Annotated in this window: 23 protein-coding genes; 9 read left to right on the top strand and 14 right to left on the bottom strand. The window is 64.3% G+C overall.

The features are described from left to right. Positions 1-270: 270 nt before the first annotated feature. The 3 genes from ABE960_RS07295 (at position 271) to ABE960_RS07285 (ending at position 4,093) form a co-directional block, all read left to right on the top strand. Positions 271-1,428: a YjbH domain-containing protein gene (locus tag ABE960_RS07295; protein ID WP_349761588.1), complete on the top strand. Its 1,158-nt coding sequence runs from the start codon at positions 271-273 to the stop codon at positions 1,426-1,428. Further along, entirely contained in the window at positions 1,341-1,943 is a 603-nt protein-coding gene (locus tag ABE960_RS07290; RefSeq protein WP_349761587.1) for a YjbH domain-containing protein, read from the top strand. Before ABE960_RS07295 ends, ABE960_RS07290 begins: the two co-directional genes overlap by 88 nt. Before the next feature lie 521 nt (positions 1,944-2,464). Beyond that, positions 2,465-4,093: a PglL family O-oligosaccharyltransferase gene (locus tag ABE960_RS07285; protein ID WP_349761586.1), complete on the top strand. Its 1,629-nt coding sequence runs from the start codon at positions 2,465-2,467 to the stop codon at positions 4,091-4,093. A 61-nt stretch (positions 4,094-4,154) separates the two neighbouring features. On the opposite strand, the gene ABE960_RS07280 is transcribed toward ABE960_RS07285, so the two are convergent. Together ABE960_RS07280 and ABE960_RS07275 are read right to left on the bottom strand one after the other, a co-directional pair. Beyond that, positions 4,155-5,624 carry an O-antigen ligase family protein gene (locus ABE960_RS07280; RefSeq protein ID WP_349761585.1) on the bottom strand — a complete coding sequence of 490 codons (1,470 nt, stop codon included), beginning with the start codon at positions 5,622-5,624 and terminating at the stop codon, positions 4,155-4,157. Between the two features lie 85 nt (positions 5,625-5,709). Then, the gene (locus ABE960_RS07275; protein WP_349761584.1) at positions 5,710-6,159 is read right to left on the bottom strand and encodes a pilin; all 450 of its coding nucleotides are present in this window, start codon (positions 6,157-6,159) and stop codon (positions 5,710-5,712) included. A 423-nt stretch (positions 6,160-6,582) separates the two neighbouring features. Between ABE960_RS07275 and pilB the strand changes: the two genes are divergently transcribed. Next, on the top strand, positions 6,583-8,379 hold the full coding sequence (pilB, locus tag ABE960_RS07270; protein WP_349761583.1) for a type IV-A pilus assembly ATPase PilB: 1,797 nt from the start codon (positions 6,583-6,585) through the stop codon (positions 8,377-8,379). 113 nt (positions 8,380-8,492) lie between these two features. After that, positions 8,493-9,731 (top strand): type II secretion system F family protein, encoded by a 1,239-nt coding sequence (locus tag ABE960_RS07265; protein ID WP_349761582.1) that lies wholly within the window; start codon positions 8,493-8,495, stop codon positions 9,729-9,731. 24 nt (positions 9,732-9,755) lie between these two features. Here the strand turns inward: ABE960_RS07265 and ABE960_RS07260 are convergent, their stop codons facing one another. After that, positions 9,756-10,274 carry a L,D-transpeptidase family protein gene (locus ABE960_RS07260; RefSeq protein WP_349761581.1) on the bottom strand — a complete coding sequence of 173 codons (519 nt, stop codon included), beginning with the start codon at positions 10,272-10,274 and terminating at the stop codon, positions 9,756-9,758. Then, on the bottom strand, positions 10,274-10,972 hold the full coding sequence (locus tag ABE960_RS07255) for a TetR/AcrR family transcriptional regulator (protein WP_349761580.1): 699 nt from the start codon (positions 10,970-10,972) through the stop codon (positions 10,274-10,276). The genes ABE960_RS07260 and ABE960_RS07255 overlap by 1 nt, the downstream gene beginning before the upstream one ends. Positions 10,973-11,200: 228 nt before the next feature. Here ABE960_RS07255 and lexA point away from each other — a divergent pair, with 228 nt between their 5' ends. Together lexA and dinB are read left to right on the top strand one after the other, a co-directional pair. Next, positions 11,201-11,857, top strand: a complete 657-nt coding sequence (gene lexA, locus ABE960_RS07250; RefSeq protein ID WP_349761579.1) for a transcriptional repressor LexA — start codon at positions 11,201-11,203, stop codon at positions 11,855-11,857. Positions 11,858-11,878: 21 nt separating this feature from the next. Continuing rightward, entirely contained in the window at positions 11,879-12,937 is a 1,059-nt protein-coding gene (dinB, locus tag ABE960_RS07245) for a DNA polymerase IV (protein WP_349761578.1), read from the top strand. Between the two features lie 78 nt (positions 12,938-13,015). Here dinB and ABE960_RS07240 read toward each other — a convergent pair whose 3' ends face one another. Both ABE960_RS07240 and purU read right to left on the bottom strand, forming a co-directional pair. Further along, entirely contained in the window at positions 13,016-13,687 is a 672-nt protein-coding gene (locus ABE960_RS07240; protein ID WP_349761577.1) for an energy-coupling factor ABC transporter permease, read from the bottom strand. Positions 13,688-13,699: 12 nt separating this feature from the next. After that, complete coding sequence (gene purU / locus ABE960_RS07235; protein WP_349761576.1) at positions 13,700-14,554, bottom strand: formyltetrahydrofolate deformylase; 855 nt, start codon at positions 14,552-14,554, stop codon at positions 13,700-13,702. 230 nt (positions 14,555-14,784) lie between these two features. Here purU and ABE960_RS07230 point away from each other — a divergent pair, with 230 nt between their 5' ends. After that, positions 14,785-16,419 carry a ribonuclease J gene (locus ABE960_RS07230; RefSeq protein ID WP_432765360.1) on the top strand — a complete coding sequence of 545 codons (1,635 nt, stop codon included), beginning with the start codon at positions 14,785-14,787 and terminating at the stop codon, positions 16,417-16,419. 96 nt (positions 16,420-16,515) lie between these two features. On the opposite strand, the gene ABE960_RS07225 is transcribed toward ABE960_RS07230, so the two are convergent. The 7 genes from ABE960_RS07225 to mobA all read right to left on the bottom strand — a co-directional run bounded on the left by ABE960_RS07225 (position 16,516) and on the right by mobA (position 21,887). Further along, positions 16,516-16,806 (bottom strand): H-NS family histone-like protein, encoded by a 291-nt coding sequence (locus ABE960_RS07225; RefSeq protein ID WP_349761574.1) that lies wholly within the window; start codon positions 16,804-16,806, stop codon positions 16,516-16,518. Between the two features lie 259 nt (positions 16,807-17,065). After that, complete coding sequence (moaA, locus tag ABE960_RS07220; RefSeq protein ID WP_349761573.1) at positions 17,066-18,058, bottom strand: GTP 3',8-cyclase MoaA; 993 nt, start codon at positions 18,056-18,058, stop codon at positions 17,066-17,068. Further along, entirely contained in the window at positions 18,055-18,510 is a 456-nt protein-coding gene (moaE, locus tag ABE960_RS07215) for a molybdopterin synthase catalytic subunit MoaE (protein ID WP_349761572.1), read from the bottom strand. Before moaE ends, moaA begins: the two co-directional genes overlap by 4 nt. Before the next feature lie 3 nt (positions 18,511-18,513). Beyond that, the gene (gene moaC, locus ABE960_RS07210) at positions 18,514-19,374 is read right to left on the bottom strand and encodes a cyclic pyranopterin monophosphate synthase MoaC (RefSeq protein WP_349761571.1); all 861 of its coding nucleotides are present in this window, start codon (positions 19,372-19,374) and stop codon (positions 18,514-18,516) included. Between the two features lie 13 nt (positions 19,375-19,387). Next, a complete protein-coding gene (gene moeA, locus ABE960_RS07205) occupies positions 19,388-20,653 on the bottom strand; it encodes a molybdopterin molybdotransferase MoeA (RefSeq protein WP_349761570.1) in 1,266 nt (421 codons plus the stop codon). Further along, on the bottom strand, positions 20,650-21,234 hold the full coding sequence (gene mobB, locus ABE960_RS07200; RefSeq protein WP_349761569.1) for a molybdopterin-guanine dinucleotide biosynthesis protein B: 585 nt from the start codon (positions 21,232-21,234) through the stop codon (positions 20,650-20,652). The genes moeA and mobB overlap by 4 nt, the downstream gene beginning before the upstream one ends. After that, a complete protein-coding gene (mobA, locus tag ABE960_RS07195; protein ID WP_349761568.1) occupies positions 21,231-21,887 on the bottom strand; it encodes a molybdenum cofactor guanylyltransferase MobA in 657 nt (218 codons plus the stop codon). The genes mobB and mobA overlap by 4 nt, the downstream gene beginning before the upstream one ends. Before the next feature lie 229 nt (positions 21,888-22,116). Between mobA and ABE960_RS07190 the strand changes: the two genes are divergently transcribed. Continuing rightward, positions 22,117-22,713: a cupin domain-containing protein gene (locus ABE960_RS07190; protein WP_349761922.1), complete on the top strand. Its 597-nt coding sequence runs from the start codon at positions 22,117-22,119 to the stop codon at positions 22,711-22,713. A 6-nt stretch (positions 22,714-22,719) separates the two neighbouring features. On the opposite strand, the gene ABE960_RS07185 is transcribed toward ABE960_RS07190, so the two are convergent. Next, positions 22,720-23,961: a uracil-xanthine permease family protein gene (locus tag ABE960_RS07185; RefSeq protein ID WP_349761567.1), complete on the bottom strand. Its 1,242-nt coding sequence runs from the start codon at positions 23,959-23,961 to the stop codon at positions 22,720-22,722. Positions 23,962-24,049: the final 88 nt, after the last annotated feature.

Below are 24,049 nucleotides of genomic sequence, written 5' to 3'. Positions count from 1 at the left end.
TAATATCTACGGTCTAAACGCGACCGATTCCTTTTGTACGATATCTCTTATATGCTGTGTCATAGATTTCTTACATTAGCTAAATTCGCCACTGAAAAAAGACCGAATCGACAAGACATCGCCATTCAAAGGACCCACCCTTGGCCCAACCAATACATTAGGGTGGTGTAGTCATTCGTATTGCCCACTGTAAACAACAACCGCTACTGGCCACAGCTGGGCCTGGGCCTCCGGGATGCTGGAGGTACCACCCTGTTCGGCGCCTAATACATGGTGGCCAGCAAGCGCTGGTACGACTTCGACCTCACCCTGGGCCTGGGCTGGGGCTATCTGGGTAACGCCGGAGACGTGGACTCACCGCTGGGCTGGCTGGACGAGCGCTTCGATGACCGCCCGGGGGATGCCGGTGGCGGCCAGGGTGGCGAGTTCGCCCTGAGCCAGCTGTTCCACGGCCCCATGGCGGTTTTCGGCGGCGTTGAATACCAGACCCCCTGGGAGCCGCTGGTGCTGCAGCTGGAGTTCGAGGGTAACGATTACGCCAACGAACCCCAGGACAACGACCAGCCTCTGGATTCCCGCGCCAACCTGGGCGCCCGCTACCGGCTCACCGACACTATCGAGCTGCGCGCCGGCTGGCAGCGCGGCAACACCGCCATGGCCGGGGTGAGCTTCTCCACCAACCTGGCGGGGCTTGCCCAGATGAAGCGCGACCCGCCTCCCCGGCCGCTGGACGCCCCACCCGAGGCGGACTGGCCGGCGGTGGCGAGCCGACTGCAATCCAACGCCGGCATCCGCGTGCGCGAGATCCGCCAGCAGGGTGACGACCTGACCGTGACCGGCGAACCCACTACCTTCCGCAACCTGGCAAAGAGCGAGGCGCGGGCCGGCCGGATCCTAGCCGCCAATGCCGATGAGTCGGTGGTGTCCTTCCGCTACCGCTGGCTGAGCCGCGGGCTGGACCTGCGCGAGGATGTTCACGACCGAGCGGCCTTCACCGCCGCGGCGGCCTCCAGCGAGCGGCAGCACGATCACCTTTATGGACTCTATGCCCACGCCAACCTGGCAGAACCCGGCGGCGAGCTGCTCTACCGAGACGAGCCCCGGCGCTTCAGCTGGCGCGCCGGCCCCGCCATCGAGCAGAACTTCGGTGACCCTGACGGCTACCTTTACCGCCTCTCTGCCTATGCGTCGGGGGAATATACCACCGACGCCAACGGCTGGTTCTCCGGCAGCCTGACCGCAACGCTGGCCGATAACCTCGACGACTACGACTACATCGCCGACTCCGACCTTCCGCGGGTGCGTACCTATATATCGGCGACTACCTGGCCGAGGCGGACTTGGGTATCAGCAACCTGCAATACACCCGTACCGCCCAACTCGGCGAGGACTGGTACGCCATGGGCTACGGCGGCCTGCTGGAAATGATGTATGCCGGCGCGGGCGGCGAGCTCCTATACCGCCCCTTCAACAGTCCGCTGGCCCTGGGGGCGGGTCTGAACTGGGTGCGCCAGCGCGAGTTCGACCAGCAGTTCGGCCTGCGCGACTACGATGTCTGGACCGGCGACCTCAGCGCCTACCTGGAGACGGGCATCGAGGACGTGCTGGCCAAGGTCAGCGTGGGCCGCTACCTCACCGGCGACCTCGGCACTACCCTGGACCTGTCGCGTGAGTTCGACAACGGGGTGCGCGTGGGAGCCTGGGCCACCTTCACAGACGCCGGCGACGCCTTCGGCGAGGGCAGCTTCGACAAGGCGTTCTACCTCTCCATTCCCATGGATGCCTTCTTCGTGCGCTCCAGCCGCAACAGGTCCAACATCGCCTGGCAGCCCCTTACCCGCGACGGCGGCGCCCGCCTCGCCCGGCGCTATCAGCTCTACGACCTCACAGGTGAACGCGATCTCGGGCGCTACTGGGAGGACTACGACAGCGGCTGGGACTAGGTAGCTGAGTCATCACTGAGCGGGCACGGCGTCCAATCACTCACTCGGTCACTCGGTCACTCGGTCACTCGGTCACTCGGTCACTCATTCGACCAAATAGTCTCTGGCCAGTGTCACTTCGATCACCAGCGGCAACAGCCGGGTGGCCTCCTTGCCCGTTATCCAATACCCGCTAGCCTATGACCACAGTGTAGACAGGGTTGGCTTCGAGGAAGAGTCAGCTTCAGGGAGTCGACTTCAGTGAATCGACCCCAGTCCAGCCCACTCAGCAGCTATCGAAGCCGGTCGCCGCTGCCTCGGCCAGCGCCAACTCCCAGCGAGCGCCCTGCCCATCAGCTCAGCGGCGCTTTACATCGACTGTCCGCCCCGTGACACTAGCTGCCTTACATTCCGATACGAATCGGTAATGAGAATACTACGCCCACCGGGTCGCAAGGACAGCCATGACCACCGACACCGCCCCCGACCGCCGACTGATCCAGTGGTTCATCGGCACGACCCTCTTCACCTTCGTGGTGCTGTTGCATATCACCTTCGCCAACGTCGGCGGCACCGGGCTGCGACTGCCCTTCAATGCTACGGTATGGATAGGCTTTGCGCTGATGATGGCGATTGCCATGTGGCCGGCGGCGCGAGGGGTAATTCACTACAGTGCCTTCCACAAGGGTCTGGGCCTGCTGTTGCTGGCCCTCTTGTTGCCCTTCCTTTGGAGCTGGAACGAGGCCTCGCTGATCGCCCTGCCGCGGATGCTGACGGTCACAGCCGGGGCTATACTGCTGCTGGGCATCGCCCAGCTTCCATTGACCCGGCGTGACTGGTGGTGGATCGGCATGGCCATCCTTGCCGGCGCCCTGCTGGAGACCGCCTTCGGCTATGTACAGCTATACCTGCTGGAACCAGGCAACTGGCTAGGCTACGATCCTACCGCGGGACGGCCCTACGGCATCTTCCAGCAGGTCAACGTGATGGCAAGCTTCCTGGTCACTGGCCTGGTAATCTCGGGCTGGCTGATTGGCGAGGCGCGCAATCGCCTGGAAGGGGGCGTCATCCTGCTCGCGCCGCTATTCATGCCCGCGCTGATTTTGGTGATCCAGTCGCGCACCGGCTGGCTGGCCGCGTTGATCGCCGTGCCGCTGGTGATGGTGCATCTCTGGCATCTGGATCGGGCACGTTTCCGCGCCTGGAGTGGTGCCTTGACAGTGGGTTGCGTGCTGGCGGCCATCATCTGGTGGGCGCCCTGGGCCGAAGCAGGCTACACCTCCAAGGCTGTGAGCGCACCCGGCGAACGCCTGCCGGTTTACCTGCACAGCCTGAAGATGATCGCCCAGGAACCTCTGACCGGCTGGGGCTACGGCCGCTTCCAGCACGACTTCCTGCACAGCTTCGCCGACTGGCGCGCCGCCCTTCCGGTCAACCAGCCGGAAATCGTCGAGCCGATCATCACCCAGAACTATGCCCACCCACATAACGAGCTGCTGTACTGGGGCATCGAAGGCGGGCTGCTGCCGGTACTGGCCATTGTCGGCTTCGCCGGCTGGGTATCTTGGCGGTTATGGGCCCATGGGCCTGAGAGAGAGCGGCTGCTCTTTACCGCTCTTCTATTGCCTGTGGCACTGCACGCCATGACCGAGTTTCCCTTCTATCATTCGCTGGTGCATTGGCTAGTGTTTCTATTGCTGTTGGGGTTAGTGGCCAGTAGTAGCTGGCAGACGAAGACCAGAACCAACCGATACACTCTCGGAATTCGAGCGGGGGCCTGGCTGGTGGTGCCCATTGTGTGGATATTCATGGCAAGCCACTTGCAGGCGCTATGGCAGGTCAAGTCCTTTCACGAAGCCAGAGGCCAGAATGCCGGCGCCTTGGCCAGAGTGATAAACCCGCTTGGCATTCCCCAGGACCTCGAGTACCTGGTGATGTTACGGCAACTCTCAACCGGCAGAGCCGAGACATATCGCCAGTGGGCAGAAAATGAAGCCAAGCTGTTACCCAGCGCCGAACTTTATTCGAACTTGATTATAGCCTATGAGATAACAGCACAAAAGGATGTCGATATTCAGCAGCGTTTCAAACATCTATTTCCGCATGTTGCTCAACAGATTGATGAATCAGAGAACACCGAGCTGGCGAGCGAACCCACGAAAACACTCTAACAATAATGAAAAATGGGAAACACCCCCGTTTCGATGGCGAAGACTTATCCCGACTCGACGATCAACCCCGCCAGCTCCAGAAGAGCCAGTGATCCGGCGCGAGCATACGCATACACTCCAACCGCCCCTGGACCCAGAAACGCGGGAAATACCGTATGCGCCCCAACTCCACATTACAGAGTCGGGTCGACTCCACAGAGAGCCCATAAAGGGACCAACCAGCAAACAGCAGGTAGGCCATTACCAGCATACCCGCTGCCCAGAGAAGGGCCGGCCGCGCAGATGCGCTTTGCGACGGAGACAAAGTGGCTGATGGCAGTGAGTTCAGGCCGCGAAATCCGAACACCAACCCGATGACCAGCGCCATCACCAAGCTGCTCAGCGGGATGATATGGCCGCCGGAAAACTGCACATTGACCATCACCCCCACAAAGGCCATCACCAGGCAGGCATACAACGGCTGGTCCGTCTCGGGCATCGACCGAGCGCGCTCAACAATCTTCCAACAGCCAAAGAGCGCCAGCGCCAGAAGCAGCACGGTCAGGGGGATGCCCCACTCGGCGGCGGTATTCAAGAAGAGGTTATGGGCATGGGCAAGGGCCCGGTAACCGTCCTCGATACCATCTCCGGCAAACCCCATGGGGCCGATGCCCAACGGGAAGTTTTCGATGGCGTGCTGCCAGGCCTCTCCCCAAAGCATCAAGCGATCATGGGTCCCGGTAATATCCCGAGAAAAAATGCCAGGTGCCGACAGGCGAAGCGGATTCAACCACCACCAGGCCGCCAGGGCCGGCAGGGCAGAAAGGAACAGCGTGGCCACCGGCCAAAGCGCCTGACGGCGAAAGAGCATCCCGGCTACCAAGATGGCAAGCGTGAGGCTGAGCACGCCCGAGCGCCCCTCGGTCAGGAAGAGCACATACCACCATACGCCCAGGGGCAGCGCCGTAAGGAACGCCACGGCCACGGAAAGCCGCCCCCGCGCCACCACATAGACCAACCCCAGCGGCATGAGGCCCACGGCGATGTCCGAGAAGTGGCGGATATTGGCCAGCCCCGGGGTGGCATCCATCTTGGTAAAGATCGGCCAGTGGAAATTAATGCTGTCCAGGGCAATCAGCGCGTAGACCAGCAGCAGCAGAACCGCCATGCCCCCCGCCAAAAGCCACTGAAACCGCGAAGCGTGACGGACAGACACTGCAACAATAAGGACCAACATGGCGAAGGCTATCCAGTGGGCCAGCTCCAGCAGTGCCACCCAGGGCGCCAGAGACAGCAGCACGGCGGCCAGCACCAACAGGCACGCCACCAGGGCCAGCCAGCGTCCGCCTGGTCTTGAATAAGTCCAGGCACAGGACCTAACCAGCGCAGCCTGCACCCGGCGGCGGTGCCACCAGCCGGCCAGCGCCCAGAGCACCATCAGGGCGCCCATTACTACCCAGCGATGGTAGTTGTAGGGCGTGACAGGCGGCGATACCCAGGACGACCACAGCGTCACCAGGATTATGGCCAGCAGGGCAAGCGGCAACGGCACTACCCTTCTCCCACGAAAAAGGCCGGCAAGCGCCGGCCAAATTCTTCAACAAAACCTTCTTGCCTGATGATAGAGTGATGCCGAATCAGGAACTGGCAAAACCAAGTTCAACTGCTTGGGACGCCACACCCGGTGAGCTCGGATAACCGACAATTGTATCAAGGCTGGTACCTTCTTCACCAAGGACATATTCAATTTCGAAACAAGCGGCAACTGATTCAGTATTGTCACCTGCGTTTGCTCCGTCTTCATCAAAGCTAGTAGCCGTAAAAGAGGAAAAACTACTATATTTGGCCAGAACGATATCGACCTCTGGTATAGCACTACCATCCGCATTCTCAACAGCCGCTGCAGTGGCATAGGACCGTACATCGGAGAGACAGGCGCGTTCCGCTGAACGCCGCGTATAGTCCTGATACCTAGGAATAGCGATGGCCGCCAGGATGCCGATGATCGCCACAACGATCAGCAGCTCGATCAGGGTGAAACCGCCCTGACCGGTCTTCACGAATTTCTGCATACCTTGTTTCTTCATGAGCTTGCCCCTTGCTCGTTTCCGCCGTGACGCGTCTGGCTTCTGCCTTGTTCTCGCCGCCCGTGCGGGATTGCATTGATGGTAAGTTAACCTCAGGGCCCACTATCTTAACGCTGCGGGTCGATACATCGAACCGAACGCTCCTACGAAGGACCCTTGCCCCGCCACCGAGTTCATCGGGTATTAGACCCCCGGTACCAGTTACAATAAATTACGATCTGCAGCTCTGCAAGGGAAATTGAAGCCGAAAGGTGAGTGAGCAGCAGGAATTCCAACCCCGTGCATGAGCCGAGTACCAGCAAAAGGTTGAAATTCCGAGGCTCGTCGCTGGGCGGGGGTCGGCCGAAGAGGCTAGAATCAGAGGTTAGAATCACCAGTGCTAACGAACTCCTGCTTCATCCTGCTGCCACACCATGAGGCACCATGAACGACTACAGCCCCCACTCCCCCGAGACACCCCCGGCCCCAGAGGAGGCTAATACCTCGACCCTGCATGGCGCCGCCCACCGCAGCGGGCTGCGTGGCCTGACCCGCCGCTTCGTGACCGATGGCCTGCTGGGCGAGGCGGCTGCGGCGCGGGCCGAGGTCGAAGCGCGTGAAGCTGAGCTGTCCCTGCTCGAACACCTGATCAAGACGGGCATGCTATCCGCTCGCAAGGCCACGCTCACCGCGGCCTGGGAGTATGGCCTGCCGATCATCGACCTGGACGCCCTGCGCCTGGATAGCCTGCCTCCGGCGCAGGACTACCCGGACAAGATCCTTCGCCGGCTCGGGGTACTGCCGCTGGTACGCCATGGCCACCGGCTCACCGTGGCGGTGCCCTACCCCTCCACGCTGGCCCTGCTCGACGAGTTGCAGTTCGCCACCGGCCTCACGCTGGAGGGAATACTGGCGCCGGTGGATCAGCTCGGCCCGGTTCTTGAGAGCTACCTCGCACGCAGCGAGAAGAGCATGCTCGATGACCTCGATAACGTGGATGACGCGGTGGGTCAGCTGGAGTATGACGAGGGCGTGGTTGATGCCACCGACGAGCAGGCGGCGGTAGCGTCGGCCGGGGATGACGCCCCCATCGTCAAGTTCGTCAACAAGATCCTGCTGGACGCCATCCACCGCGGCGCCTCGGACATCCACTTCGAGCCCTACGAGACCAGCTATCGGGTGCGCTTTCGCATCGACGGCATCCTTCATGACGTCGCCCACCCGCCCTTCGCCATGCGCACGCGCATCTCCGCCCGCCTCAAGGTGATGTCGCGGCTGGATATCTCGGAGCGCCGCCTGCCCCAGGACGGCGCCATCAAGCTGAAACTCTCCTCCACCCGGTCCATCGACTTTCGCGTCAACTCGCTGCCCACAGTATACGGCGAGAAGGTGGTTCTGCGGATCCTCGATCCCAGCTCGGCCCAGATGGGTATCGAGCAGCTGGGCTTCACCCCCGAGCAACGAGCCATCTACGAGGGGGTGCTCGAAGACCCCCAGGGCATGATTCTGGTCACCGGCCCCACCGGCAGCGGCAAGACGGTATCCCTCTATACCGGCATCAATATCCTCAACCAGGTGGAGCGCAACATCTGCACCGCCGAGGACCCGGTGGAGATCAAGGTGCCGGGGGTCAACCAGGTGAACGTGCTGCCCAAGATCGGCCTGACCTTCGCCAGCGCCCTGCGCGCCTTCCTTCGCCAGGATCCGGACGTGGTGATGGTGGGCGAGATCCGCGACCTGGAAACCGCCGAGATCGCCGTCAAGGCCTCCCAGACCGGCCACCTGGTGCTCAGCACCGTGCACACCAACTCGGCGGCGGAAACGTTGACCCGCCTGGCCAACATGGGGGTCGAGCCCTTCAATATCGCCAGTTCCGTGAGTCTGATCATCGCCCAGCGCCTGGCGCGTCGGCTGTGCAAGCACTGCAAGCAGCCGGCGGAGATTCCCCGCGAGGTGCTGCTGCAGCAGGGCTTCACCGAGGATGAGCTGGCCAGTTCCACCATCTACGAGCCGGTAGGCTGCAAGCAGTGTACCCAGGGCTTCAAGGGCCGGGTGGGCATCTACGAGGTGGTGCCAGTTTCTGATGACATGAGCAACCTGATCATGACCCATGGCAACTCCCGGGACTTCGATGTCCAGGCTCGCAAGGAAGGCCATCCGGACCTGCGCCGCAGCGGCATCCTCAAGGTGATGCAGGGGCTGACCAGCCTGGCCGAGGTCAACCGGGTAACGAAGGAGTAGCAAGCGGGCAAACGCAGGGCACCTAATCGCCGTACAAGCATGGGCTCCTTCAAGAAAACCACTATTCGCCGAGCTGGGGCGCTGACAACACAAAGCAGGGACGGGGAACGATCATGGCAAAAAAGCCCACGAGCAAGGCACAGAAGAAGACCAAGCTTTACCGGTGGCGCTGGAGCGGCAAGGGACCCGGCGGGCGCAAGGTGGGCGGCGAGATCATCGCCCCCAGCAAGACGGAAGTGGAGAAGCTCCTTTCCGGCCAGAACATCATGGTCAAGCAGATCCGCCGCAAGAGCGGATTCGGCGGCGGCATGGGCAAGATCAAACCGAAGGACATCATGCTCTTCGCCCGCCAGATGGCCACCATGATCCGCGCCGGCGTACCGGTGCTGCAGGCCTTCCAGGTAGTGGCCGAAAGCCTCAAGAATCCGGCGATGAGCGCGATGGTACAGGAGCTGATGAACGACGTGGCGGCCGGTGCCAGCTTCTCCGAGGCGCTCAGGGAACACCCCGAACATTTCGACCGGCTCTTCGCCAACCTGGTCCAGGCCGGTGAGCAGTCGGGCTCGCTGGACAGCATGCTCGAACGAATCGCCACCTACAAGGAGAAAGTGGAGTCGCTCAAGGGCCGGGTGAAGAAGGCCCTCTGGTACCCAGCGGCGGTCATCGTGGTCGCCTTCGCCGTCACCGCCCTGCTGCTGATCAAGGTGGTGCCGCAGTTCGAGAGCCTCTTCAACGGCTTCGGCGCCGAACTGCCCGCCATGACCCTCATGACCATCGCGCTATCGGAGTTTGCCCAGCAATACTGGTGGTGGGCGGTGCTCGGGGTCGCGGGCTTCATCTATTCCATGCGCACCGGCATGAAGAAGTCCGAGGCCTTCCGCTATCGCATGCATAAACTGTCGCTACGTATCCCGGTGATCGGCGACATCCTCGACAAGTCTGCCGTGTCGCGCTATTCGCGCACGCTCGCCACCACCTTCGGCGCCGGCGTTCCCCTGGTGGAGGCCCTGCAGACCGCCGAGGGTGCGGCCGGTAACATGGTCTACGAACGTGCCATCGCCCAGATCCGCGAGGATGTGTCCACCGGCCAGCAGCTCAACTTCGCCATGCGCCTCACCGAGCAGTTCCCGGCCCTGGCGGTGCAGATGGTGGGGATCGGCGAGGAAGCCGGCTCTCTGGACGCCATGCTCAACCGAGTGGCGGACTACTACGAGGAGGAGGTCGACAACAAGGTCGATACCCTCACCTCACTGCTCGAGCCCTTCATCATCGTCGTTCTCGGTGTGCTGGTTGGCGGCCTGGTGGTCTCGATGTACATGCCGATCTTCGAGCTGGGCAGCGTGATCGGGTAATCGGGTAATCGGGGAAAAGGCATCTCAGTCGTGAATCCATACCGGCGTGCCCGGTATGGCGATCTCGAACAGCGCCAGCAGGTCGTCGTCGCGCAGGCGGATGCAGCCATGGGAGCGTGGCACCCCCATGGGCTCGCTCGGCGGGGTACCGTGCAGGTAGATATAGCGCCGCTGGGAGTCGACGTTGCCGCCGCGGTTGCGACCGGGCTCCAGCCCGCCGAGCCAGAGGATGCGCGTGAGGATCCAGTCGCGCCCCGGGTGTTCGGCGGCCAGCGCCTCGCTGAAGACCTCGCCGGTAGGCCGCCGGCCACGGTAGACGGTCCCCGGCGGGTTCCCCGCCCCAATGGCCGCACGAACATGGTGCCAGCCCAGAGGCGAGGCGCCACTGCCCTCTTCCTGCCCAGTGCCATTGGCGGCCGTGGAGACCCGGCAATGCCACTGCAACTCACGCCCCCTCCATACGCTCAGCCGCTGAGAGCTGACGTCGATCTCCAACCATGAGCCCGTCTCCGGCGGCAGCTCGGTGAGCAAGGGGGTGCGCATCAGACCATCTCGCGCTGAGGTCTCTCACCCTGAATCGGCTCGCGCTGAGCCGTGATGGTGTCGGGCAAGGGTGCATTCATCCCCGCCACCACCACCGGCCGCAGGCGACGCACCAGGTCGCGCATACCGACGTGCTCTCCGTAATCCTTCTCGGCGATGTCGCGCAGGGCATCGAGGCCCGAGAGCGTGAAGATCACCGTGCCCAGCATGAAGTGCAGCCGCCAGAAGCGCTCGGCGTCGGGCAGGTCCGGCGTGGCCAGTCGCACCAGCTCGGTGAAACGGCTGAAGACACTGCCGTATTCATCCTGGATATATCGACGCAGGTGGCCCTGGGCCTGGCTATAAGCGAGCCCCAGCAAGCGCATGAAGACCTTGAGGCTGTTGCGCTCTGCCGGCACCTCGAGCACGCTGCGCGCCATGGTCTCCAGCAGTTCCTCCAGCGGAATGACACCGCCCTCATGGCGAGCCTCGAGCTCATCGAGCGCCGCATGGAAGCGCACAGTGAAGGGGTCGAGATAACGGGCGAACACCGCCTGGATCAGCGACTTCTTCGAGCCGAAATGGTAGTTGACCGCGGCCAAGTTGACCTTGGCCTTGCTGGTGATGTTCCGCAGAGAAGTCTCGGCGAAGCCCCGCTCGGCGAACAGCACCTCGGCGGTGTCGAGGATGCGCGTGACGGTGTCGGGCTGCTGGGCCATGGTCGGCTCCACGTCATTGGAAACAATTGTTTGAATATCTCGCGAGTGTATGACAGCCATGGGCGGGGCTCAATGGTTCAGAACGCATGGTGTTTGAAACGGCGTTTGCTTCCTTGTTTGCCTCCTTGGCCGCTTATCACTTTTACTGGATGGAAAGACATGCTGTATACTTGACCAGACGCGTGACGAGAGCCTCGTCACCCACCGGTCAACGACCCTGGAGGTCCCATGAGCCGCCCCCTCACCGCCCGCCAGCAGAACGTGTTCGATTTCATCGTCAAGACCATGAACGAGCTGGGCTATCCGCCGACCCGGGCGGAGATATCCAGGGCACTGGGTTTCAAGTCGGCCAATGCCGCCGAGGAGCATCTTCGCGCCCTGGAGCGCAAGGGCGCGATCAAGGTCATCCGCGGCACCTCCCGGGGCATTCGACTGCCTGCGCAGGAACCGGAAGCGATGGATGAGGAAACCCTCGAGGAGACGCCTCAGGGCCTGCCGATCATCGGCGAGGTGGCCGCAGGCAGCCCGATCCTTGCCGCCGAGCACATCGACCGCTACTGCCCGCTGCCCCCGGAGTACTTCACCCCGCGTGCCGACTACCTTCTGCGTGTTCGCGGGCTCTCCATGAAGGACGTGGGAATCCTCGAGGGCGACCTGCTGGCGGTGCATCGCACCGAGCGCATCCGCGACGGCCAGATCGTGGTGGCCCGCCTGGAGGACGAGGTCACCGTCAAGCGCTTCCACCGCCAGGGGCATGTGGTCACCCTTGAGGCCGAGAACCCCGACTTTGCCTCCATCGAGGTGGACCTTCGCCACGACCCGCTGGAGATCGAGGGAGTCGGCGTGGGGGTCATCCGTGGTGGCAATGGCCAGGCGCTGGGCTGAAACCCAACCGAGGTTCGCCGCATGACCGAGCGCGTCCGCAAGATCCTCCACGCCGACTGCGACTGCTTCTTCGCCGCGGTGGAGATGCGCGACGACCCGAGCCTGCGCGACATCCCGCTGGCCATCGGCGGCTCGCGGGAACAGCGCGGGGTCATCGCCACCTGCAACTATCCCGCCCGGGTCTTCGGCATCCACTCGGCGATGCCCACCGCACGGGCGCTGCGCCTCTGCCCTCACCTGACCCTGCTGCCCGGCCACTTCGAGAAGTATCGCGAGGTATCGAAGCAGATCCAGGCGGTCTTTCACGAGCTCACGCCTCTGGTGGAACCGCTGTCGCTGGATGAGGCCTTCCTCGACGTGACCGAAGTCGAGGGCTTTCGCGGCAGCGCGACCTGGATGGCCCGCTGGATCAAGGAGGAGTGCCATCGGCGCACCGGCATCACCGTCTCGGTGGGGGCGGCTCCCTCCAAGTTCCTGGCCAAGATCGCCAGCGACTGGGAGAAGCCCGACGGCCTGACGGTGATCCCGCCGCAGCGGGTCGACGCCTTCGTGCGCGACCTGCCGGTGAAGAAGCTTCACGGCGTGGGTCCGGCCACCGGCGCCAGGCTCGATGCCATGGGCATCACCACCTGTGCGCACCTGCGCGAGTTACCCATTGACCGGCTGCTCGATGAGTTTGGGAAGTTCGGCCGCCGGCTCTTCGAACTCGCCCGCGGAATCGATGATCGCCCGGTGCGAGTCGAACGCGAGCGAAAGTCGGTCAGCGTGGAGACCACCTTCGACCGGGACCTGCCCGAACTGGTAACCGCCACCGCTGCACTGAGGCCTCTCTGCGACAAGCTTCAGAGCCGACTCGAGCGACACGGCCACCCGCCACTGGCAGGACTCTTCGTCAAGGTACGCTTCAACGACTTCAGCATCACCACCCTGGAGTGCCGCGGCCTCACCCCCGACCCCGAGAGCTACACCCGCCTGCTTGAACAGGCCTGGGCCCGCGCCCGCCGCCCGGTGCGCCTGCTTGGCGTCGGCGTTCGCCTGGTGCCCGAGGAAGCGAGGCAGCAGCTGGCCCTGCCGCTATAAGCGCCGAGCGCTATCAAGCCATTGTGGGGGGCGTGATTCCACGGCAATGGGCTGCTTTTACCTTGGCCGCTTGACTGCTTATTTAGTATCGATATACCGATGGTCGTTGAAGGTGGCGACCCAGCCGGGATGATAGACCAGCAGGATGCTCATCAGCATGCCGGTGATAAAGGCTTCGCTGGGCATCAGCAACGGCAGGAAGCGGGCGTACTCGAGGGCCTGGCGCAGGGCCTCGGCATCGGAGGCACCCAGGGCCATCAGCCCCACCGCGGCGAGTCCGGCGGAGAGGGTGGCGAGTGCCGAACCGAAGAAGCCGCAGACGAACAGGAAGACCATCAGGTTGTCTGGCAGGCGGCGGTCGACCAGCCGCCAGACCATGCCCGTCACCAGCGCCGGCACCACCCCGGTGACCAGCACGTTCACCCCCAGCAGCGACCAGTCGACACGCCCCAGCAGCACCATGACGATGTTGATGGCGGTGATCGAGAGCAGGGCCAGCGGGGCCTTGAAGACCAGCGTCAAGAGCGCGGTGAACATCAGGTGCAGGGTCAGCCAGTCAACGGCCTGGGCGCGCAGCTGCCAGAACAGCATCACCATGACGGTGGCGGCCAGCCAGCGGTGCTGCAGGGCATGATCATCGATCAGCGCGATCCACGGCCGCCGACTCAGCGCGAGGCCGACGACTGCGAGAGAGATCACTCCGCAAAGCAGCATCAGCCAGGGCGCGAGAACCGGTTCGGCAATCGTCATGAACTCACCTCGTCAGGCGAAGACCACGGTCTTGTTGCCGTGGATCAGCACGCGGTCCTCGAGGTGCCAGCGCAGGCCGCGGGCCAGCACCGCCTTCTCCACGTCGCGCCCGAAGCGCACCAGGTCATCGGGGGTATGGCAGTGGCTGACCCGGTGGATGTCCTGTTCGATGATCGGGCCGGCATCGAGTTCTTCGGTAACGTAGTGGCAGGTGGCTCCGATCAGCTTCACGCCGCGCTGGTGCGCCTGGTGGTAGGGCCGGGCGCCGGCGAATGACGGCAGGAAGCTGTGGTGGATGTTGATCATGCGGCCACGGAAACGCTGACAGAGCTCGGGCGGCATGATCTGCATGTAGCGGGCCAGCACCACGCAGTCGGCGCTTGCGTCATCCACCAGCCGCCGCACTTCCGAGAACGCTGCCGCCTTGTCATCGGCGCTCACCGGAACATGGTGATAGGTGATGCCGTGCCACTCCACCAGACCTCGCATGTCCTCATGGTTGGAGATCACGCAGGCGATGTCGCAGTCGAGCTCGCCGGCCGTCCAGCGGTAAAGCAGGTCCGCCAGGCAGTGGGTTTCACGCGACACCATCAGCACCACCCGGCGACGCTGCCGAGTGTCGGTGAGCGCCCAGGTCATGTCGAACTCGGCGGCGATGGGGGCGAAGGCCTCACGCAGCGCCTCCAGCGGCATGCCCACCGAGTCGGCGAGGATCTCGTAGCGCATGAAGAAGCGGCCGGCCTCCAGGTCGGAATGCTGGCTGGCCTCGGTGATTGAACCGCCGTGCCCGGCGATGAAGTTGGAGACCCTGGCGACGATGCCCAGGCGATCGGGACAGGAAACCACCAGGCGATAGTAGTGTGACATCGAGTGACTCGGGGGTTGCGGGGGTGATTGGGTGCGACAGTGTAGCGAAATTCCCCGGTGGGGTCAGACCCTGACGGCCGCGTTGTGAGGCCCGAAGGGCTTCCCGTATAGTGTTCGTACACTTTTTCAGGCCCACTCGTTCCTCGATGCCACAGCCACGCGTCCAGATCCGTCCACGCCGTCGCCCTCCCCTGCACTTCCTGCCGCTGGGTGGCTGCGGCGAGATCGGCATGAACCTCAGTCTCTATGGTTATGGAGAGAAGGCTCCCGGAAAGAGCGGGCATGGGGAGACTGGACAAGAAGAAGACTGGATCGCCGTGGACTGCGGAATGATGATCCGCCAGGACCTCCCCGACAATCCGCTTCAGGTGCCGGGCCTCTCCACCCTGCAGACGCTTTCGATCCGCCCCCGGGCCCTGATCATCACCCACGGTCACGAGGACCATATCGGCGCTGCCGCCTGGCTGTGGCCCCAATGGGGCTGTCCGATACACGCCACGCCGCTGGCGGCGGGGCTGCTTCGGGCCAAGTTCGTCGAACGTGGCCTGGCCACCGATGCCATCCGGGTGATCGAGCCAGGCGAGGCGCTGGAGACCGGGCCATTCACTCTGCGTTTCCTGCCGACGACCCATTCGATTCCGGAAAGCTGTGCTCTGCTGATCGCTGCGGGGGAGCACCGGGTACTGCACACCGGCGACTGGAAGCTCGACCCCGAGCCGCTGATCGGCCCGCCGATCTCCGCCTCCACCTTTCGCGCCATCGCCCCGGTGGACCTGGTGGTGGGCGACTCCACTAATGCGCCTCTGCCCGGCCATTCGCGCAGCGAGGGTGAGGTCGCCGAGGCCCTGGCACGTGCCATAGAGCGCTGCGAGGGGCGAGTCGTGGTCAGCTGTTTCGCCAGCAACCTGGCCCGGGTACTGGCCATTGGCCGTGCCGCCCGGCGCTGCGGAAGGCGGGTCAGCCTGATGGGACGGTCCATGGAGCGCATGGTGGGCGTTGCACGTCAGCTCGGCTACCTGGATGACATGCCCCCGCTGGTGCCGGTCACGGATCTCGGATACCTGCCGCCCGAGGAGGTGCTGGTGATCGCCACCGGCAGCCAGGGCGAGCCCAGGGCGGCGCTGTCACGCCTCTCCCGCGGGCGTCACTCGCACTTCGAGCTGATGGCCGGCGACACGGTGATCTTCTCGGCCAAGGCGATCCCCGGCAACGAACGACTGATCGAGCGCCTCAAGGGCGGGCTGAAGCACTTCGGCGTGAGCCTCTTCGATGACGAGAATCATCCCGAGTTGCACGCCTCGGGCCACCCGGCCCAGGACGAACTGCGCACCTTCTACGGCTGGGTCAAGCCCCGGCATCTGCTGCCGGTGCATGGGGAGTCTCGTCATCAGCAGGCCCATCAGGCGCTGGCGGAATCCCTCGGCATCCAGGCACCGTTGACTCCGACGAACGGCGATCTGATCCGCCTGGACGCCAACGGCCTTTGCCTTGAGGCTAGCCACCCTCAGCAGCCGCATATCGTCAGCCAGAATGCGGTCGCCGCCCTGCCCGGCCTCGGAGGCGAGGGCATCAACCGCTCCCGTCATGGCAGCCTGCATCTCGCTCTCTCGGTAGCCGCCAGCGACTCTGGCTGGACGCGTATCGGTCGACTGATGCTCGACACCAGCCAGGCGAGCCCCATGGACGAGACGGCCTTCGCCGACTGGCTGGACGACTGCCTGGAAGAGATCGAGGTGGATTCACTGGCGGAATTGCGACTGGCGCTGCAGCCAAGGCTGCTCGGCTGGCTGGCCGATCATCTGCATCGGGTGCCGGAAGTGCACCTGCAGATCCTCGCGGTGGAAGCGGAGATGCTGGGGAAGTAACGCCAGGGGATGGTGGGAGTTCTGATGGATTTCACAAGATCATCACCGCGCCTTCATGGAAAGGCGCGGGATGAATATGGCGTGGGATGAAACGACTCACGCCTTGCTGGCGTTCTTCGGCGGACGTCCGCGCTTGCGCTTGGGTTGTTCGGTCACGAGGTCGTCCAGGGAAAGGCCGGCTTCGTTGATCTGCTCGCGGATCTCAGCCAGCTTTCTGGCCTTCGCGGCATCCTCTTCCTGGCGCTGAACTTCCTCGTCCTTCTTCTGCTCGATGACCTCACCGATGACTTCTGCCAGCTTGTGCAGCTGTTCCTTGCTGAGCTGACGTGCCGCGGCACGAGCCACGTTCTTGTTGCGGGCGATTCGCTCCAGGGATTCGCTGGACATTGGCGTTCTCCATGCCGAATGTTGGAAGGTTGCGGGATGTATTGGCACGTCAAAAGTATATGCGCTTGCGCGACATTGGCAAGAAAAATTGCAGAAGAGTAGAGGGAATAAGCCGGCACAATAATCGCAGTCAGTCACCGAACGATGCGCGGGATTCGATACGGCCCGGACAGATTATCGGGGCAGTAAACGCATCGGGCGACACCTGAGTGTCGCCCGAAAAGCCATGACGCCGTCGCCCACCTTTCTCGGCAAGGGCTCAGCCACCGGTCATGTTCATGAAGCGAACCACCTGAACATCGCCATCGGTGGTGAAATGATGACGCTCCGGCTTGAGCGGCATGGCGCGGACGATGGCAGACTTCAATGCCTCGATATTACCCGGGTAGCGACGCAGGACGGCGCGCAGGTCCACCGAGTGCTCATTGCCGAGGCACAGCAACAGGCGCCCTTCCACGGTGACCCGGACCCGGTTGCAGGTGTCGCAGAAGTTGTGGCTGTGGGGGGAGATGAAACCAACCCGTGTGTCGCTGTCGGGCATCATGAAGTAACGCGACGGGCCCAGCGTGGACTCGGTGGTGGGAATCAGTTCATGGCGGGTCTCGATGCGCTCCTGGACCTCGTCGCTGGAGCAGAAGGTCTCGGCGCGGGAATGGTCGGAAACGTCGCCCAGCGGCATTTCCTCGATGAAGCTGATGTCGAGACCCTCAGCACGAGCGAAGTCCACAAGGTCGATCACCTCGTCGTCGTTGCGTCCCTTGAGGATCACCGCATTGAGCTTGATGCGCTCGAAACCAGCGCCACGGGCGGCACGAATCCCGTTGATGACCTTGTGGAGGTCGCCGGTGCGGGTGAGGCGACGGAAGCGCTCGGGATCCAGGGAATCGAGGCTGATATTGAGCCGCTGAAGACCCCCGTCACGCAAGCGCCCGGCGAACTTCGGCAGGCTCGCGCCATTGGTGGTCATCGCGAAATCACGCAGTCCAGGCAGTGAGCCGATGTCGTTGACCAGGTGGTCGATGTCACGACGCACCAGAGGCTCCCCACCGGTCAGGCGGATCTTTTCCACACCCATCTCGGTGAAGGCTCGGGCCACCATGGCCAGCTCTTCGAGGGTCAACACCTGAGCCCGAGGGAGGAAGGTCATCTCCTCGCTCATGCAGTAGACGCAGCGAAAGTCACAACGATCAGTGACCGAGATGCGTACATAGCGCACACGCCTTCCGAAGTCGTCGATCAGATCATCGGTCATGTAGAGATCTCCCAGCGACGTGCGTCATGATGGTCACCGTCGCGTTCCGAAACCCAGTAATCCCCGGTGGCCGTGTGCTCCTTCTTCCAGAAGGGGGCACGTGTCTTGAGGTAGTCCATGATGAAGTCGCAGGCCTCGAAGGCGGCGCGACGGTGGGCACTGGCAACCACCACCAACACGATAGGATCTGCAGGGGCCAGGCGTCCAATCCGGTGGATCACGGTCACGCCCTGAAGGGGCCAGCGAACTTCCGCTTCCTTGATGATCTCGTCGAGGGCGGCCTCGGTCATTCCCGGGTAGTGCTCCAGGGTCAAGGCCTGAACCTCGGGTCTCTCGTTGAAGTCTCGCACCAGGCCCGTGAAGCTCACCACCGCCCCGATATCACTGCGACCCGTCAGGATCGCGCGCTGTTCATCGCCGACATCGAAGGCGGCTTGCTGCACGCGAATCATCGATCAGCCTCCGGTTACCGGGGGGAAGAAGGCAACCTCATCGTTGTCGGTCAGGGGCGTGGCATCACCTGCCATCACCTGATTGACGGCGCACATCACGCGGCCCTGATCGAGCCCTTCGAAGCGCGGGTCCAGCGCCTTGAGCGCGGTCTTCAACCCGGCCACATCCGAACTCGGCAGTCGATCGAAGGGCACCGAAACGTCGCCGACCCCGAGGCGCTCGCGCAACTCGGCGAGGCACTTGACCTGGATGCCGGGGTCAGCGATGTCACAACGCATCCCAAGCGAGACCTCGCCGGTCGCACCCTCCCCGGTGACGATGGGCGCCGGGGCGCTCTCGATGACGGGGGGTGCCGTCGCGCGGGCCTCCTGGGGTTCGGCACGCCGGTAGTCACCAGACTTGCCGCCGGTCTTGGCGTCCAGGTGGATCTCCCCGATCTCCATGTCCTTGTCCACGGCCTTGCACATGTCGTAGAGGGTCAGGCAGGCCACTGAGACGGCAGTCAGGGCCTCCATCTCCACACCGGTGCGACCGTTTAGACGGCAGGTGGCGCTGACATGCACACAGGCGTCGTTCTCATCGAGCTCGAAGTCGATGGCGACACTGGACAGTGCCAGGGCATGGCAGAGGGGAATCAGTTCGTGGGTCCGCTTGGCGGCCTGAATGCCGGCGATGCGCGCCGTGGCAAGGACATCGCCCTTGGGCAGCCCACCCTCGGCGAGCAGCGAAAGGGTCGCGGGCTGCATGCGGATGAGACCGGAGGCTGTGGCCTCCCGACGACTCTCCGGCTTGTCGGCCACGTCGACCATGTGGGCCTCGCCGCGAGCATTGAGATGGGTCAGGGACGGGTTGGTCAAGGACATGGGGATCAGGGTCTCATGGCAATCGATAAAGAGGTTGGATGCTCACCGTCTCGCCGGGGGCCGCGCCCTCCCGGTCGTCGGCGAGCTCGATCAGGCAGTTGGCCGCCACCATCGAGGAGAGAATGCCGGAGCCCTGGGCGCCGGTGCTCTGCACATGCAGGCGGCCATCGGGGCCAGCGTGGAAGATGCCGCGCAGATAGTCGGTACGACCGAGGCGGCTCTTCATGGCACCGTCGGCGATGGCGGTCAGTCTCTGGGGGGCCCATGCCGCCCTACCCTGCAGTCTAGCCAACAACGGCACCACGAACTGCAGGAAGGTAACCATCACCGCGACAGGATTGCCGGGCAGCCCCAGGAAGGGCACGCCCTGCTCCCCCAGAAAGCCACAGGCCATGGGGCGCCCGGGGCGAATGGCGATGCGCCAGAACGCCAGGCGGCCGACCTTCTCCAGCGCCTCCCGCGTGAAGTCGGCATGGCCCACCGAGACGCCACCGCTGGAGATGACCATGTCGGCCTGCCCGGCGGCGTCGCACAGCGCGGCGATCATGGCCTCTCGGTCGTCGGGCAGGATGCCCATATCCATCAGTTCGGCGCCCTGCTCGGCCAGCAGGCCTGCAAGGGTATAGCGGTTGGCGTCATGGATGCCGGCCGGAGGCAGGGGCTGGCCCGGGGCGATGACCTCGTCGCCGGTGGAGAAGACCGCCACTCGCGGCCGACGATGCACCCACGCATCAACCAGACCCAGGGACGCCAGCAGCCCCAGCTCGGCGGCCCCCAGGCGAGCGCCGGCACGCAGCGCCAGGCGGCCCCGGGGAATGTCCTCCCCTGCCCGACGCACATGCTGGCCGCGCCTGACGCGCTCGGGCTGATGGATCGCCACCCGGTCGCCGTCCTCGTCGAACTGCTCGCGCATGATCACGGTGTCGGACCCCGGCGGCAGCGGCGCCCCGGTGGTGATGCGCACGCACTCGCCAGGCTCCAGGGCAGCGTCGTGAGGCCGGCCCGCCAGCACCTCGCCCACTCGCCGCCAGGCACCAGGCCATTCGCGGGGCAAGTGGTCGTCCTCCGGCCATGCCAGGGCGATGCCGTCCATGGCGGCGTTGGTGTTCTGCGGGACATCGATGGGAGAGATGACGTCCTCGGCCAGCACCCGCCCGTGTAGCTCGGCCAGCGGCACCCGCTCGGCGGGCAGAGGCGACTCGACCAGGCTGGCGAGGCGTTCCCGCGCCTCCTCCACGGGCAGCATCCGCTCACCGAGGTCGAAACACGAAAGGGTCATGCCGTGGCCTCCTCCCGCGGCGCCTGGCAGGCGGGCCAGCGGGCGGGCCACTCGGCCATCCAGTCGGCCAGCGCCGTCGGGTCGTTCAGGTCGAGGGATTCGACACCCGCGGGCAATGTGAGGGCGGTGTCGCTCGCCACGGCCCGCACCCAGGGGTCCTCGGCGACCCTCGGCGACTTGCCCACCTCGGTCCGGTAGAGTTCCAGCTTGGGCAGTGGCCAGGCCTTAAAGCCCTCCACCAGCACGAGGTCGGGGTGTCGGGGACGCACCATGTCGATGAGCTCGGCCAGGTCGGCCTCGCCGCGCCCCGGGGTCTCCATCATCAACGCCACCCTGGCCCGGGACGCCACCACAATGGGTGAGGCACCGGCCTGGCGCAGGCGATGGCTGTCCTTGCCGGGCTGGTCGACATCGAAGGTGTGGTGGGCATGCTTGATCACCGCTACCCGCAGGCCGCGCTCGGCGAGCCTGGGCAGCAGCCGCTCCAGCAGGGTGGTCTTGCCGGTACCGCTCCAGGCGGCGATGCCCAGCAAGGGGAGGTCGTCGTGGAAGCACAGGCTTTTCAGCACAGGCTCGCTCATGGTTTCACTCCCCTGATCGCCAGGGACGCCTCGTTCAGGGTGCGCTCCAGGCGCTGTTTCTCTTCGTCGGTATTGAGGTTGGCGAACGCATCGGGACAGTCGCTGACGTCCACCCGACACCAGGCATGGCGGGCGTACCAGCGGTCGATCTTGCGTTCGCCCTCGGCAAGCGCCTCGGAAAGGTCATCGGCCAGCGAGGTGCGCATCAACGCCACCACGGGGTGCAGGCGTTCGCCATCGAAGGCGACGGCGATGTCGCACTCGCCCTCGTTCTTTCCTTCGTTTTCGCCCTCACTCCTGCCAATACCGGCCACCAGGCGAATCACCAGGTCCTGTGGCAGCGCCGGACTGTCGCAGGGCACCACCACCAGCCAGGGCGTGGTTGCGGCACGCAGGCCGCTGTAGATGCCCATCAGCGGACCCTGGTAGCCATCCTTGGCGTCGGCAATCACGCGATCGGCCAGCGGTGCGTAGGTCTCGGCATTGCGGTTGGCGTTGATCAGCACCTCGGCGACCCGCCCTGCCAGACGCTCGCGGACATGGGCCACCAGGGGACGGCCGGCGAAGGGTTCGAGGCCCTTGTCTCGACCGCCCATTCGGCGACCCTGTCCGCCGGCCAGGATCAGACCGGTGAGGTCATCTCGGGTGATCATGGGCTCTCCTGACGAATCGGTCATGTCTGGATCCATGATGCCTCAGCCCAATGCCGGGTGCCATGCCGGGTGCCATGCCGGGTGCCATGCCGGGCGCGCCCTCACGACCACGATCCTGATGCGGATAATGCGACGACTTATCCCGATGCCGACAAGCAGGTATGATATGTTGAAAATATTCCACGATAGCGGCGAGAGCCGCAGCAAGGACCAGGACATGGACCAAGGCATGAACCACAACAGGGAAGAGCCTTTCGATGTAGGCGCTCGGCTCAAGCAACTGCGTCTGGCACGTGGGCTGTCACAACGCGAGTTGGCCAAGCGGGCGGGGATCACCAACAGCACCGTTTCGCTGGTGGAACAGAACAATGTCAGCCCGTCGGTGAGTTCGCTGAAGAAGATTCTTGACGCCCTGCCGGTCACCATCAGCACCTTCTTTGCCGGCGACGAACCCAGCCAGCCGCAGCCCTTCTATCGGGCGGGGGAACTCACCGAGATCGGCGACGGAAAGCTCTCCTGGCGGCTGGTGGCCGCTCGCCGCCCCGACCGTCGGATGTCGATGATCCACGAGCGCTACCCCCCCGGCTCCGACAGCGGCGAGGAGATGCTGGAGCACGACGGCGAGGAAGGCGGGGTGGTGATCTCGGGCCAGATCGAGATCACGGTGGACGGCGCAGTGGGCGTGCTGGGCGCCGGTGACGCCTACTACTTCGACTCCCGGCTGCCCCACCGCTTCCGCAACATCGGCAATGAAGACTGTGTAATCGTCAGTGCCAACACCCCGCCGACCTTCTCCGATGCGGGGCATGAGCTGCATCACGCCTGAGCGGGATCACTCCTCCTCGGCGCGAGGCAGCACCCAGTTCAGCACGATGCCGACCAGGGCGGCGAGGCTGACGCCCTGCAATGTGAACTGGCCGTTGCCGAACTGCATGCCGCCGATGCCGAACACCAGCACCAGCGAGACCACCACCAGGTTGCGGGGCTCGGTGAGCGGCTTGCCGGCACGCACCAGGGTGTTCATGCCCACCACGGCGATGGAACCGAACAACAGCGTCATGATGCCGCCCATCACCGGCCCCGGGATGGTCTGCAGCACGGCGCCGAGCTTGCCGACGAAGGCCAGGATGATGGCGATGCAGGCCGCGACCACCATGATCCGCGGGTTGAAGGCGCGGGTCAGGGTCACGGCACCGGTGACCTCGGAGTAGGTAGTGTTGGGCGGGCCGCCGAAGATCGCCGCGGCGGATGTCGCCAGGCCATCACCCAGCAGGGTCCGATGCAGGCCGGGCTTCTCCAGGTAGTTCCGGCGCGTCACCGAGCCGATGGCGATCATGTCGCCGATATGCTCCACCGCCGGGGCAATAGCTACCGGAATCATGAACAGGATCGCCGCCCAGTGGAAGCTGGGCGCGGTGAAGGACGGCAACGACAGCCAGGCCGCCTCATGCACCGGTGAGAAATCCACCACTCCCATCAACACCGCCAGCGCATAACCGGTGACGATGCCGCCCATGATCGGGATCAGGCGGATCAGGCCGCGGCCGAAGACCGCCAGCACAAGGGTGACCAGCAGGCTCGTCATGGAGAGGAAGATCGCCGAGCCGTAGCCGATGTTCTCGCTGGTCTCGCCGGTGGCCATGTCAACCGCCACCGGAGCAAGGGCCAGGCCAATCACCATGATCACCGGCCCCACCACCACCGGCGGCAGCAGGCGATGCAGCCAGGCGGTGCCCTTGAGGCGTACGAACTGGGAGATCACCACGTAGACCAGGCCAGCGACCATCAGGCCGCCCAGGGTGGCTGGAATGCCGTAGTTGGCGACCGACCCCTGGATCGGCGCGATGAAGGCGAAGGACGAGGCCAGAAAGACCGGCACGCTGACCCGGGTGACGGCATGGAAGATCAAGGTGCCGACGCCCGCGGTGAAGAGTGCCACGTTGGGGTCGAGGCCGGTGAGCAGTGGCACCAGCACCAGGGCGCCAAAGGCGACGAAGAGCATCTGCGCCCCGGTCAGCAGGGTGCGCGGGAGGGAGTCGGTCGGCGTGGCCGAAGCCGCCGTCGTGTCGGTCATGGTCATGGCTCCTGTGGTCCGAGAGGTCGAATGGCGGGCATTCTACCAGCCAGGCCTCTCCTTTGGGCCCCGGAGGACCAAGGGCCAC

The organism is Halomonas aquatica (genome assembly GCF_040196335.1).
GTDB lineage: Bacteria > Pseudomonadota > Gammaproteobacteria > Pseudomonadales > Halomonadaceae > Halomonas > Halomonas aquatica.
The sequence above is the reverse complement of the archived record's forward strand: the minus strand, read 5'-3'. Positions and strand labels throughout refer to the sequence as shown.